This is a genomic window from Nocardioides sp. JQ2195, assembly GCF_012272695.1.
Classification (GTDB): Bacteria; Actinomycetota; Actinomycetes; order Propionibacteriales; family Nocardioidaceae; genus Nocardioides.
Map to the genome: position 1 here is coordinate 1442364 of NZ_CP050902.1, position 13047 is coordinate 1455410.

The 13047-nt window shown below is 69.0% G+C and carries 14 protein-coding genes; all 14 read left to right on the plus strand.

Annotated features, from left to right (window positions below; translation table 11 throughout):
• Positions 1-18 precede the first annotated feature (18 nt).
• The 14 genes from ftsW (at position 19) to ncot_RS06995 (ending at position 12922) form a co-directional block, all read left to right on the plus strand.
• The gene (gene ftsW, locus ncot_RS06930; RefSeq protein WP_168616946.1) at positions 19-1299 is read left to right on the plus strand and encodes a putative lipid II flippase FtsW; all 1281 of its coding nucleotides are present in this window, start codon (positions 19-21) and stop codon (positions 1297-1299) included.
• Entirely contained in the window at positions 1299-2369 is a 1071-nt protein-coding gene (murG, locus tag ncot_RS06935; RefSeq protein WP_168619211.1) for an undecaprenyldiphospho-muramoylpentapeptide beta-N-acetylglucosaminyltransferase, read from the plus strand. The genes ftsW and murG overlap by 1 nt, the downstream gene beginning before the upstream one ends.
• Entirely contained in the window at positions 2366-3796 is a 1431-nt protein-coding gene (gene murC / locus ncot_RS06940) for a UDP-N-acetylmuramate--L-alanine ligase (RefSeq protein ID WP_168616947.1), read from the plus strand. Before murG ends, murC begins: the two co-directional genes overlap by 4 nt.
• On the plus strand, positions 3789-4532 hold the full coding sequence (locus ncot_RS06945; protein WP_240938116.1) for an FtsQ-type POTRA domain-containing protein: 744 nt from the start codon (positions 3789-3791) through the stop codon (positions 4530-4532). The genes murC and ncot_RS06945 overlap by 8 nt, the downstream gene beginning before the upstream one ends.
• A 445-nt stretch (positions 4533-4977) precedes the next feature.
• A complete protein-coding gene (gene ftsZ / locus ncot_RS06950; protein WP_168616948.1) occupies positions 4978-6294 on the plus strand; it encodes a cell division protein FtsZ in 1317 nt (438 codons plus the stop codon).
• Positions 6295-6312: 18 nt separating this feature from the next.
• Positions 6313-7047, plus strand: a complete 735-nt coding sequence (locus tag ncot_RS06955) for a polyphenol oxidase family protein (RefSeq protein ID WP_168616949.1) — start codon at positions 6313-6315, stop codon at positions 7045-7047.
• Positions 7044-7751 carry a YggS family pyridoxal phosphate-dependent enzyme gene (locus tag ncot_RS06960; RefSeq protein WP_168616950.1) on the plus strand — a complete coding sequence of 236 codons (708 nt, stop codon included), beginning with the start codon at positions 7044-7046 and terminating at the stop codon, positions 7749-7751. Before ncot_RS06955 ends, ncot_RS06960 begins: the two co-directional genes overlap by 4 nt.
• A gap of 63 nt (positions 7752-7814) precedes the next feature.
• On the plus strand, positions 7815-8300 hold the full coding sequence (locus ncot_RS06965; RefSeq protein WP_168616951.1) for a cell division protein SepF: 486 nt from the start codon (positions 7815-7817) through the stop codon (positions 8298-8300).
• Positions 8301-8308: 8 nt separating this feature from the next.
• Positions 8309-8605, plus strand: coding sequence for a YggT family protein (locus tag ncot_RS06970; RefSeq protein WP_168616952.1), 297 nt, complete (start codon positions 8309-8311; stop codon positions 8603-8605).
• 98 nt (positions 8606-8703) lie between these two features.
• Positions 8704-9471, plus strand: a complete 768-nt coding sequence (locus ncot_RS06975; protein ID WP_168616953.1) for a DivIVA domain-containing protein — start codon at positions 8704-8706, stop codon at positions 9469-9471.
• Positions 9472-9650: 179 nt separating this feature from the next.
• Positions 9651-10670, plus strand: coding sequence for a TraR/DksA C4-type zinc finger protein (locus ncot_RS19855; RefSeq protein WP_346766635.1), 1020 nt, complete (start codon positions 9651-9653; stop codon positions 10668-10670).
• 32 nt (positions 10671-10702) lie between these two features.
• Positions 10703-11197 (plus strand): signal peptidase II, encoded by a 495-nt coding sequence (locus tag ncot_RS06985; RefSeq protein WP_240938117.1) that lies wholly within the window; start codon positions 10703-10705, stop codon positions 11195-11197.
• Positions 11190-12119, plus strand: coding sequence for an RluA family pseudouridine synthase (locus ncot_RS06990; RefSeq protein WP_168616955.1), 930 nt, complete (start codon positions 11190-11192; stop codon positions 12117-12119). Before ncot_RS06985 ends, ncot_RS06990 begins: the two co-directional genes overlap by 8 nt.
• Positions 12120-12205: 86 nt before the next feature.
• Positions 12206-12922: a GNAT family N-acetyltransferase gene (locus ncot_RS06995; protein ID WP_168616956.1), complete on the plus strand. Its 717-nt coding sequence runs from the start codon at positions 12206-12208 to the stop codon at positions 12920-12922.
• Positions 12923-13047: the final 125 nt, after the last annotated feature.

Sequence of the window (13047 nt, forward strand, 5' to 3'; positions counted from 1 at the left end):
TCAGTGAGGGGAGGGCACGTGGCCAGTACGACCGCCGAGCGGGAATCGGGAGCCGGTGCGCCGAGCCGCTCCCGGGTGCCCGTCCGGCTGGCCCGGGTGAGCGATCGCCTGGCCGCCCTGCGCGGCGCCCTCGACCGGCCGTTGACCTCCTACTACCTCCTTCTCGGTGCGTCGGCACTGTTGTTGACCATCGGGCTGATCATGGTGCTGTCGGCATCGAGCGTCTACTCCTACGAGGAGAACGGCGACTCCTACTCGATCGTCAAGCGCCAGCTGATGTGGGTGGTGATCGGCCTTCCGCTGGCCTTCCTCGCCTCACGGTTGCCCCAGCGCCTGATCCGTCGCCTGGTGTGGCCGGCCCTGCTCGTCTCCATGGCGCTGCTGGCCCTGACCCGCACCCCCCTCGGCCTGACCCGCAACGGCCAGACCAACTGGTTGGCGGTGGGGCCGATCGCGATCCAGCCCTCCGAGATCGCCAAGCTGGCCGTGATCCTGTGGGCTGCCCACGTCTATGCCAACAAGCAGCGCCGCCTCGACGAGCTGCACCACGTCCTGGTGCCGGTGGTGCCAGGGATGGCGATCGTGGCCGGGCTGGTCCTCCTGCAGAGGGACCTCGGCACCGCCCTGGTGCTCTTCGCCATCGGGCTGGCCATGCTCTGGGTGGTCGGTGCCCCCGGCAAGCTCTTCGCGCTCGCGATGTCGGTCATCGGCGTGGGCGCCTTCTACCTGGCCACCACCAACGAGGAACGCCGTGGCCGGCTGCTCAGCTTCGTCGACCCGTTCAAGGAGTACCACGACGCCGGGTGGCAACCCGCCCACGGGCTCTACGCCCTGGCCACGGGCGGTTGGTTCGGCCAGGGCATCGGCGCCAGCCAGCAGAAGTGGGGTGACCTGCCCGAGGCCCACACCGACTTCATCTTCGCCGTCCTCGGCGAGGAGCTCGGGCTGGTGGGCACCCTCCTGGTGCTGGCCCTGTTCCTGACCATCGCCTACGCCGCGATCCGGGTCGCCACCAACACCGCCGACCCGTTCGTGCGCTACACGTCGTTCGGCATCACCGTGTGGCTCCTGGGACAGATGATCATCAACGTGGGCATGGTGCTGGCGATGCTGCCCGTGGTCGGCATCCCGCTGCCACTCGTCTCCTATGGTGGGTCTGCGCTGTTGCCGTCCCTGATGGCCCTGGGCCTGTTGATCGGGTTCGCCCGCTCCGAGCCGGAGGCCGCCAAGGCCTTGGCGGCGCGCAAACGTAGCCGTTCTGCCGGGCTGTCGGCCGGCACAACTCGTCGAGGAAAATGATGCGCGTCCTTCTTGCCGGCGGTGGATCTGCCGGTCACACGTCACCCATGCTCGCGACCGCTGACGCGTTGCGACGGCTCGACCCCGCCACCGAGATCACCTGCTTGGGCACGCGTGAGGGGCTCGAGGCGAGGCTGGTCCCGGAGGCGGGACTTCCCCTCGAGTTCGTGCCGCGGGTCCCCCTGCCGCGCCGGCCCTCCGCGGAGCTGCTCCGCACGCCGGGCAAGCTGCGGGGCGCTCGCGCTGCCGCACTGGACGTGGTCGACCGTGTGCACCCCGACGTCGTGGTCGGCTTCGGTGGCTACGTCTCGGTGCCCGCCTATCTCGCGGCGCGCACGAGGCACGTCCCGATCGTGGTGCACGAGGGCAACGCCCTGCCCGGCATCGCCAACCGGCTCGGCGCCCGGATGACCAGGCACGTGGCCACCTCGTTCCCCGACACCGACCTGCGCAACGCGACGTACGTCGGCCTGCCGATCCGCCGGATGATCTCCACGCTCGACCGCGCCTCCCTGCGCGCCGAGGCGCGGGCCACCTTCGGCCTCGACCCCGAGCGACCCACGCTGATGGTCACCGGTGGGTCGCAGGGCGCTGCCTCCCTCAACGACTCGGTTGCCGCCGCGGCGGGCGCCTTCGAGGCCGCCGGCGTGCAGGTGCTGCACATCGTCGGGCCCAAGCACTCCCTGGCGGCGCCGAGCACGTCGGTGCCCTACGTGGTGCTCAACTACGTCGACCGCATGGACCTCGCGTACGCCGCCGTCGACGCGGTGCTGTGCCGGGCCGGCAGCAACACGGTCACCGAGGTCTCCGGTGTCGGCCTGCCGGCGATCTTCGTGCCGCTGCCGATCGGCAACGGCGAGCAGGCACTCAACGCCCGGCCGGTGGTCGAGGCCGGCGGAGGCCTGCTGGTCAGTGACCGGGCGCTGACCCCCGAGTGGATCGCGACGATGGTGCCGGACCTGCTCACCGACCCGGATCGACTGGCAGCGATGGGTTCAGCGGCGGAGTCGATCATCCCGCTCGATGCCGACGAGAGGCTGGCGCGGATGATCCTGGAGGCAGCCCGGTGAAGATCCCGATCCCCGACACCCTCCTGCCGGCCGACCAGCTCGGCCGTGTGCACTTCATCGGCATCGGTGGCGCTGCGTTGTCCGCGATCGCCAAGATCATGGCCCAACGCGGTCTGGTCGTCACCGGTAGTGACGACAACGACACGCCCTTCCTGCCGGCGCTCCGGGCACTCGGGGTCACCTGCAACCTCGGCTACGCCGCAGAACACGTCGGCGATGCCGACACCGTGGTGGTCACCACGGCAGCCCGCGAGGACAACCCCGAGGTGCTCGAAGCCCGCCGACGTGGCCTCCGGATGCTGCCCCGCTCGGCCGGCCTGGCCGCGGTGATGGCGGACAAGAAGGTGCTCGCGGTCGCGGGCACCCACGGCAAGACCACCACCACCTCACTGCTGACCATGGCCCTGCTCGAGGCCGCCGCTGACCCGACGTACGCCATCGGTGCGGTGCTGGTGCAGACCGGCAGCAACGCCCACGACGGCGCCGGTGACCTGTTCGTCGCCGAGGCCGACGAGAGCGACGGCGCGTTCCTGGTCTACTCGCCCCACGCCGGCATCGTCACCAACGTCGAGGCCGACCATCTCGACGTGTGGGGGACCGAGGAGGCCTACCGGGCCGCGTTCGTCGAGTTCGTGGACACCCTCGATCCCGACGGCTTCCTGGTGTGTGTGGTCGACGATCCCGGCGCGGCGGAGCTGGCCGCAGCCGCTCGCGCGACGAGTCGCGCGGTGATCGGGGTGGGGGAGTCACCCACCGCTGACCTGCGTGCCACCGACCTCGTCTTCGAGGGCGCCACCTCCCGCTTCACGGTGGTGCAGGGGGACGAGGTGCTCGGTGACGTCACGTTGCAGATTCCCGGCCGCCACTACGTCCTCGACGCGCTGGCGGCGCTGGCACTCGGACTGCGACTGGGGTTCCGTTTCGAGGCACTGGCAGCCGGGCTGGCCGGGTTCACCGGCTCGCGTCGGCGCATGGAGGCCAAGGGCGAGGCGGGCGGCGTACGCGTCTACGACAGCTATGCCCACCACCCGGTGGAGATCGCCGGAGACCTCCAGGCCGCCCGCGCGGTGGCCGGCGAGGGACGCCTGGTCGTCTGCTACCAACCCCACCTGGTCTCGCGCACCCGGATCTTCGGCACCGCGATGGGGGAGGCGCTCGGCGCAGCCGACGAGGTCGCCGTGCTCGACGTCTACGTCGCGCGCGAGGACCCGGATCCAAGCGTGACGGGTCGCCTCGTGGCCGACGCCGTGCCTCTTCCTGCCGACCGGGTCCACTTCGTTGCCGACCGTGCTGACGCTCCCGAGCTTCTCGCCGGTGTCGCCCGCCCCGGTGACCTCGTGCTCACGCTCGGTGCCGGCGACGTCACCGAGGTGGGTCCCGCCCTCCTGGCCCTGCTCGCGGCCCGGGAGGAGTCCGCAGGTGCTTGAGCGTTTGCGACGCACGGAGTTCGACGAGGAGGAGCGGAGCCGCCGGCGCTTCGTGCGCCGGCAGTGGGCGCGACGGTGGCTGCAGCTGCGCGTCGTCGTGATCGTGGTGGTGCTGCTGGTCGCCGCCGTCGTCGGCGGGTGGCTCGTCTACTTCTCCTCGGCGCTGTCGGTGAAGGGGGTCGACGTCGAGGGCACGTCGCTGCTCAGCGAGCAGCGTGTGGTCGACGCCGCCGACGTGCCGGCTGAACCGTTGGCCAGGGCAGACGTCGCGGCCATTCGCGAGCGGGTCGAGAGCCTGCCCGAGGTGAAGTCCGCAGACGTGTCGCGTGAGTGGCCCGACCGGATCCTGGTGAAGGTCGAGGAACGGGTGGCCGTGGCCGTGGTCGAGCGAGGCGGCACGTGGCGTGGCATCGACTCGACCGGGTTCTCGTTCCGCAGCTATCGATCGCTGCCGACCAACCTGCCGTTGATCAAGATCGACGACGACACCGAGGACGAGGCGGTCACCGAGGGGGCCAACGTGGTGGCGAGCCTGCCACCGGCGATCGCCCGCAAGGTCGAGCACGTCGAGCTGCGCACCATCGACCAGATCTCCCTGGTGCTCCGCGACGGGCGCAGGATCCTGTGGGGGAGCGCGGAGCGCTCCGACGACAAGTCCGCCGTGATCGCGCAGCTGATCAAGCGCAAGGCTCGGATCTACGACGTCTCGGTGCCTAACCAGCCCACCACGCGCTGAACCTGCCGCCCAGGTTCTGCCCCAGCGTCCCGCCCAGCGTCGGGCCAGCGCCGGGCCCAGCGTCGGGCCCAGCGCATCTCGCCTCCATCCGGATAGTCCCCAACGCCTCGCCTGTCGAATCGGCTCCGCAGCATGCGAGGCGTTTGGGACTATCGAATTTCTGGCGTGTCGGGGCGTGTCTGGCGTGAATCTTCGCTTCGGCCTGTCTAGTGTCTTCGACAACGAGAGGTTGACATAACTATAACCCTCCACTTCAGGGTTAAGGTTTCGGTCGGCTGATCGGACTTCCCCCACGCAGCACCCGCAGCACCGTCGGCCCTTGCGGGCCGGTGTCGCAGCTCCAGCAATTCGCAGCACCAGCAATACGCAGCACCATTTCGCACAGACAGGCTCGACATCCTTCCCGGGGTGCGGGCGACACCGATCAGGGAGAGGCACAGCCGCCGTGGCAGCAGCACAGAACTACCTGGCCATCATCAAGGTCGTAGGTATCGGTGGGGGTGGCGTCAACGCCGTCAACCGGATGATCGAGGTCGGACTCAAGGGCGTCGAGTTCATCGCGATCAACACCGATGCCCAAGCGCTCCTGATGAGCGACGCAGACGTCAAGCTCGACATCGGGCGCGAGCTCACTCGCGGCCTCGGTGCCGGCGCCAACCCCGAGGTTGGGGGCAAGGCAGCCGAGGACCACGCCGACGAGATCGAAGAGGTCCTCAAGGGTGCCGACATGGTGTTCGTCACCGCCGGCGAAGGTGGTGGCACCGGCACCGGTGGTGCTCCCGTCGTGGCCCGCATCGCGCGCTCGCTCGGCGCGCTGACCATCGGTGTGGTCACCCGCCCGTTCGCCTTCGAGGGGCGCCGTCGCGCCAACTCCGCCGAAGAGGGCATCGCGCAGCTGCGCGAAGAGGTCGACACCCTCATCGTCATCCCGAACGACCGGTTGCTCTCGATCAGTGACCGCAACGTCTCCATGCTCGACGCCTTCAAGCAGGCCGACCAGGTCCTGCTGCAGGGCGTCTCGGGCATCACCGACCTGATCACCACGCCGGGCCTGATCAACCTCGACTTCGCCGACGTGAAGTCCGTGATGTCCAACGCCGGGTCCGCCCTGATGGGCATCGGCTCCGCCCGTGGCGAGGACCGCTCCGTGGCCGCCGCCGAGATGGCGGTCTCGAGCCCGCTCCTCGAAGCGAGCATCGACGGTGCCCACGGCGTCCTGCTCTCGATCGCCGGCGGTTCCGACCTCGGCCTCTTCGAGATCAACGAAGCGGCCGCCCTGGTCGCCGAGTCCGTGCACGCCGAGGCCAACATCATCTTCGGTGCCACCATCGACGACGCGCTCGGTGACGAGGTGCGGGTCACCGTCATCGCGGCTGGCTTCGACGGAGGCATGCCGAAGCGCCGCGACGAGGGCACCGTGTTGCGTCGTCAGGAGCCGCAGCAGACGCAGGCCGAGACCCGCAACGCCGCTCAGGCGCTGGCCAACCAGCGTGCGTCCGCTCCGCAGCAGTCGCAGCAGGCCCCGGCCCAGCAGACGCCGTCGCAGCGTCCGCCGGCCCAGCCCGTCGGCCAGCCGCGCCAGCAGTCCGCCCCGCAGCAGGGTGGCCAGCAGCAGGGTGGCCCGCAGCAGGGTGGCCAGCAGCAGGGCCACTCGCAGGGTGGTCAGGGTCAGCAGGCGCAGCAGCCGTCGACCCCGCAGCGCCAGCCGCGTCAGGTCCAGTTCGACGACGACGACCTGGACATCCCCGACTTCTTGAAGTGACGGGAGCGGTTTCCCAACGTGTTCGCGTTCCGCGACGTCCGCGAGGGTGATGTCGAAGGCCAGCCGGCCCTCGACATCGCCTTCACCGATCGCCACGCTCCGGCCGGGGAGCTGGATCTCTCCTTGGCCGGGCCGGTGCGTGGCGATGCCACCGCCGACGATGTCCTGGCCCTGCTGGCCCGTGAGTTCACTCCCGAGGCCCCGGATGCACTGCCGATCGGCATGCGTCAGGTGCACGGCGCGCAGGTGTGCGTGGTCGACGAGACCGATGGCGCGGAGATCGTGGCCGACGGCGTGGTGACGCGCCGGACCGGGGTGACCCTCCTGGTGCGGGTGGCCGACTGTGTCCCGGTGCTGCTGGCAGCCACGGACCACTCCGTGATCGCCGCGGTCCACGCCGGTCGGCCGGGGCTGGTCGCAGGCGTCGTACCGGCGGCCATCGCCACCATGCGCGACCTCGGAGCCGGTGACCTGCAGGCCTGGGTCGGGCCGCACGTGTGTGGTTCCTGCTACGAGGTGCCGGAGCAGATGCGCGAGGAGGTCTCCGCGGAGGTTCCCGAGGCCTTCGCCGTGACCTCGTGGGGGACTCCCGCTGTCGACATCGGTGCCGGTGTCCGTGCGCAGCTGCGGGCCGCCGGAGTCAGTGTCGACGAGATCCGACGATGCACGCTCGAGGACGACGACCTCTGGTCCCATCGCCGTGAGGGGTCGTCCGCGGGTCGGCTCGGTGGCCTGATCAGGATCTCGCCATGAGTGCGGAGCGCCGGGCAGAGGTCGCCGCCAATCTCGAGCACGTCCGCGCACGCATCGCGGAGGCCTGTCGGGCCAGCGGCCGTCCTGAGGACGACGTCACCCTCACCGTGGTCACCAAGTTCTTCCCCGCCTCCGACGTGCGCATCCTCGCCGGGCTGGGCGTCACCGAGGTCGGCGAGAACCGACACCAGGAGGCGCTCGAGAAGAGTGCTGAGTGTGCCGACCTCGACGTCCGCTGGCACTACATCGGGGGCCTGCAGTCCAACAAGGCGGCCGCGGTCGCAGCCTATGCCGACATGGTCGAATCGGTCGACCGGCCCAAGCTGGTCAATGGCCTGGCCCGCGGGGCAGCGCAGCGCGGACGCCCGCTCGACGTACTCCTGCAAGTGAGCCTCGACCCGCCCGAGCAGGCCGAGGGGAGGTCGGGAGTCCACCCCGACGACCTCGGGTCACTGGCCCAGAAGGTGGCCGGCACCGACGACCTGGTGCTGCGCGGACTGATGGCGGTGGCGCCCTTGGGGGCCGACCCGAACGACGCCTTCGAACGACTGACCGGAATCGCCGAGCGATTCCGGGACGACCACCCCGACGCCGGGGTGATCTCCGCGGGGATGAGTGGTGATCTCGAAGCCGCGATTCTCCACGGCGCGACACACGTTCGCGTCGGTCGTGGGGTGCTCGGTGAGCGCCCCACGATCAAGTAGTGTCCACAACAACAACAAGAAGTGCTCCGCCTCGGAGTGCTGAAGTTTCCGGAGGAAATACTCATGAGCGGCTCGATGCGCAAGATCGGTGAGTACCTCGGCCTGCTCGAGGACACTGGCCGGTACCCCGACGACGGCTACGACGAGTACGCCGACGAACCGACCCGGCCCGCACGCGAGGCGCGGGAGGTGTCCCGTCCTGCCCCGGTCGCCAGCATCTCCGATCGCCGGCGCCCCCAGCCGGTTCCGACCCAGGAAGTTGTCGCAGAGTTGTCCCGCATCACGACCCTCCACCCGCGCACCTACAACGAGGCGCGCACCATCGGCGAGAACTTCCGTGACGGAGTTCCGGTGATCATGAACCTCTCCGAGATGGACGACAACGACGCCAAGCGGCTGGTCGACTTCGCTGCGGGCCTGGTGTTCGCCACCCGCGGCAGCATCGAGCGCGTGACCAGCAAGGTGTTCCTTCTCTCGCCCCCCAACGTCACCGTTGCCGCTGAGGACAAGGAGCGCATCGCTGAGGGCGGCTTCTTCAACCAGAGCTGACCTGTCACGTGCACATTGTCGGTCTCGTCATCCATGGGATCCTGTGGTTCTTCCTGGCCCTCCTGTGGATTCGCTTCGTCTTCGACTGGGTTCAGGTCTTCGCCCGCTCGTGGTCGCCCCGTGGCCCGCTCCTGGTCTTCCTCGAACTGGTCTACTCCGTGACTGATCCGCCGATCAAGGCGCTGCGACGGGTCATCCCGCCACTGCGGCTGGGCAGCATCGCCCTGGATCTCAGTTTCCTGATCGTGCTGGTCGGCACGTACCTTCTACTTCGTCTGAACTCGATGGTGCTTCTCTCCGCCTGAGGGTCACGGACGTGACGGGGACCAATGTTGGTCGCCTAACTGAACTTGCGCTGCAAGCGCTATTGTTCGAAAGAAAGAACTTCCGCTGTCTACAACGAATGGGTGAGTTCATGCCGCTGACGCCTGAGGACGTGAGCAACAAGCGCTTTACTCCTGTCCGGCTCCGTGAGGGCTACGACATGAATGAGGTCGACCAGTTCCTCGACGAGGTGGAGGCCGAGCTCGCACGGCTCACCAAGGAGAACGAAGACCTTCGGTCCAAGCTCTCCGCAGCCCAGTCCGGCGCGCCCGTCGCCGCTGCTGCTCCCATCGAGGAGAAGAAGCCGACGCCCGAGCCGACCCCGGCTCCGGCCCCGACTCCGGCCCCCGCGCCGGTCGCCGCTGCCCCGGCCGCGGCCCCCGAGACCCTGCGTGTCGAGACGGTCGCCCAGGCGTCCAACGCTGCCGCGCGCCTGCTGGAGATCGCCACTCGCAACGCCGACGAGCTCGTCGACGATGCCAAGAACGAGGCCGACAAGATCGTGGGCGAGGCCCGGACGAAGGCCGAGCGCCTGGAGTCCGAGTCGAAGGTCAAGGCCGACCGGCTCGAGTCCGACGCCCGCAGCCGTTCGCAGATGCTCGACTCCGAGACGGCCGAGCGTCGCCAGCAGATGTTCGGTGACCTCGAGAAGGAGCGCGACAAGCTCAACGGCGAGGTGGAGAACCTCCGCTCGTTCGAGCGCGAGTACCGCTCCCGGCTCAAGAGCTACTTCACCCAGCAGCTCGAGTCCCTGGACTCGACGCCCGAAGCGGGTCAGGTCACCGGTGAGTCGGCGACCCAGCCGCCGAAGCGCCTGCGCTCGATCCTCGGCGAGGACGAGGGCTGAGCTGCCCTCATGAACGACGGTCACCGGCCGGATCCCACAGGGGATCCGGCCGGTGTTCATTTATCGCCGATCCCCGTCGTGCGTGCCGGTTTGAGTAGTGCCTGAGAGTCGACTAGCCTCCGACCACTTGAATGTGGCGACCGCCACAAGTGGTTCGGCCACGAGGAGGCCTGTTTTCCATGGCACGCAGCACGAAGAGGTCGTTGGCTGGAGCTGCGGCAGTCGCGAAGAAGGTCATGTCGCGAAAGTCGAGGACGGCCCCTGACGCCAAGGCCGGGTCCGACGGGCCGAAGAAGACAGCCCCCAAGACGGCCACCAAGGCTGCCCCTGCGCAGAAGGCAACGGCGAAGAAGTCTGCTGCGAGGAAGTCCGCCCCCGAGGGGGCGGCGGCCACGAAGGCGCCCGCCAAGGCTGCTCCCGCGAAGAAGTCCGGCGCGAAGAAGGCGGCGCCCAAGGTGGCGGCCAAGAAGGCCCCCGCGAAGGCTGCGCCCGCGAAGGACGCTGCTGCCAAGAAGGCCGTTGCGAAGAAGGCACCCGTGAAGAAGGCTCCGGCCAAGAAGGCCCCCGCGAAGGCTGCGCCCGCGGAGAAGGCTGCTGCCAAGAAGACGGCTTCCGCGAAGAAGACCGCTCCCGCGAAGAAGACCGCCGCCAAGCAGGCTGCCACCAAGAAGACCGCGACCAAGAAGGCTGCAGCGGCCTCGTCCACGAAGGAGACGCCGGTGAAGTCGAGCGTGCCGGTGCCGAAGGCATCGAAGAAGGCGGCCAAGAAGGCGGCGACGAAGAAGGCCACCAAGAAGGCGGCGCCGTCCTCGCTGGCCGTGCGCGAGGACGAGTCCAAGTGGACCAAGGCCGAGCTCAACGAGGTCCTGACCGAGTTGAACGACCACGCCGACCGTCTGCGTCAGGAGCTCCTCGAGCAGGAGGAGGAGCTGGCCGGGCTGATGAAGGACGCAGGCGATGGAGCCGGCCACGACCAGGCCGACATGGGCGCCACCAGCTTCGAGCGTGACCAGGAGCTGATCGTGGTCAACAATGCCCGCGACATGCTGGCGCAGATCGAGCGTGCACTGGAGCGCATCGACGACGGCACCTACGGGGTGTGCGAGTCGTGCGGCAACCCCATCGGCAAGATGCGGTTGATGGCCTTCCCGCGTGCGACACTGTGCATGTCATGCAAGCAGCGCGAGGAACGTCGCTGAGCTCCAGCGATTCACCGGCCCAAGAGCCGGATGTGCCCACCCGTCGACCCCGCTGCCTCCAGATCTTCTGGGGCCTCGGTCTCACCGGTTTCCTGATCGACCTGTTCTCCAAGAACTGGGCTGTCGACTCGCTGGCCGACCGCGGTCGCGTGGATGTGCTCGGCACGTGGTTCGGGTTCCGGTTGACGTTCAACCCGGGCGCGGCGTTCAGCACGGGCACCGGATTCACGTGGGCGCTGACCCTCTTCGCGATCTTCGCGCTGTGCCTGGTCGTCGTCCTGTCGTTCCGACTGCGCAGTGTCGGCTGGGCGGTCGCCTTCGGCTTCCTGCTGGGCGGTGTCGGTGGCAACCTCGCGGACCGGCTGACCCGCGCTCCCGGACCGATGCACGGCCACGTGGTCGACTTCCTGGAGCTGCCCAACTGGCCGATCTTCAACGTCGCCGACATCCTGATCAACCTGGCTGCCGTCTCCATCATCGTGATGGTGATCCGTGGCCGGCGACTCGACGGAACCCTCCATGACTGACCAACGCACCGTGTTCGTCCCCGAGGGCCTCGCGGGTGAGCGCGTCGACACCGCCATCGCCCGGATGTTCGGCGTCTCCCGCACCCGGGCGGCGGAGCTGATCCTCGAGGGCCACGTCCAGCTGGACGGTGCCGGTGTCGGCAAGTCCGACCGCGTGCACCCCGGGGCGATGCTGGACGTGGTGTTCCCTCGCATGGCGGATCCACTCGAGGTGCGCGCCGAGATCGTCGAAGGCATCAAGATCATCCACGACGACGACGCCATCGTGGTGATCGACAAGCCCGTCGGAGTCGCCGTGCACCCCAGCCCCGGTTGGTCCGGTCCCACCGTCGTCGGCCACCTGGCCGGTGCGGGCTACCGCATCGCCACCAGTGGCGCCTCCGAGCGCCAGGGCATCGTGCAACGCCTCGATGTCGGGACCTCGGGCGTGATGGTCATCTGCAAGTCCGAGCACGCCTACTCGGTGCTCAAGAACGCCTTTCGTCAGCGCACGGTCGACAAGACCTACCACGCCCTGGTGCAGGGGCACCCCGACCCGTTGACCGGCACCATCGACGCGCCCATCGGGCGGCACCCGAAGTCGGACTGGAAGTTCGCCGTGATGGCCGACGGCAAGCACAGCGTCACCCACTACGAGCTCCTCGAGGCGCACCGGTTCGCCAGCCTGCTGGAGGTGCACCTGGAGACCGGCCGCACCCACCAGATCCGGGTGCACATGGCCGCGTTGAAGCACCCGTGCGTGGGCGACCTGACCTACGGTGCGGATCCGAGCCTGACCAAGCGGGTGGGCCTGGAGCGGCAGTGGCTGCACGCGGTGAAGCTCGGCTTCGAGCACCCCGAGTCCGGCGACTACGTCACCTACGAGTCGGAGTATCCCGACGACCTTGCTGCAGCCCTCGACACCATTCGCGGCGCCCACTGAGCCTCGGCCGGTCCGGTCCGTCCGGTGACCCGCGCGGGATGAGACAGGAGGAGCACGGCCGCGCTCTGGGTTGAGAGACTGGACGCATGTCGTCCGAGCTGAGCCTGCGTCCCGCCACCGATGATGACCTGCCGGCGATCGCCACCCTCTATGAACGTGCCCGGGGGGCCGCGGTTCCGCAGATGCCTCCGCCCGTGCACACCTCGGCGCAGATCCGAGCCTGGGTCGTCTCGTGGAACCTTGACGAGCGCGAGGTGTGGGTGGCCGAGGCCGACCGTCCCGTCGGATTTCTGGCGCTCACCGAGGGCTGGCTGGAATCCCTGTACGTCGAGCCGAGCGCCCAGCGCTCAGGTGTCGGGTCAGCGCTGCTCGAGGTGGCGCGCAGCCGACGCCCGCAGGGATTCGCGCTGTGGGTCTTCGAGACCAACGCCCCCGCCCGGGAGTTCTACCGCCGACACGGGCTCATCGAGCTCGAATGCACCGACGGCGCGGACAACGAGGAACGTTCTCCGGACATCCGGATGGCGTGGCCGGGGGAGGAGCCACTCGACTACCTGCGCGGCCAGATCGACCACGTCGACCACGACCTCGGCCTGCTGCTGGCCCGTCGGGCGGCTCTGACGGCCGCCGTGCAGGAACGCAAGCCCGTCGGTGGCACGGCCGGACGCGATGCCTCGCGCGAGCAGGAGATCGCCGAGCGGATGGCCCGTCTGGCGCCAGCCCTGGGCGTGGTGCGGATGGGTCGGATCGTCGATGTGATCATTGCCGAATCGTTGGCCGCTGCCGTCGAGGACGCTCCCTGAGCGGCCCTTGCGAACGACTGTCCGTGCGTCGTGTCAGGATCGACCGGACCGGTCACGTAGGCTGGCGCTCTTCCCCTTGATCGGCGCCAGGCCACTCGCCTCAGCACCGTCCAGCCTGCCCGCAC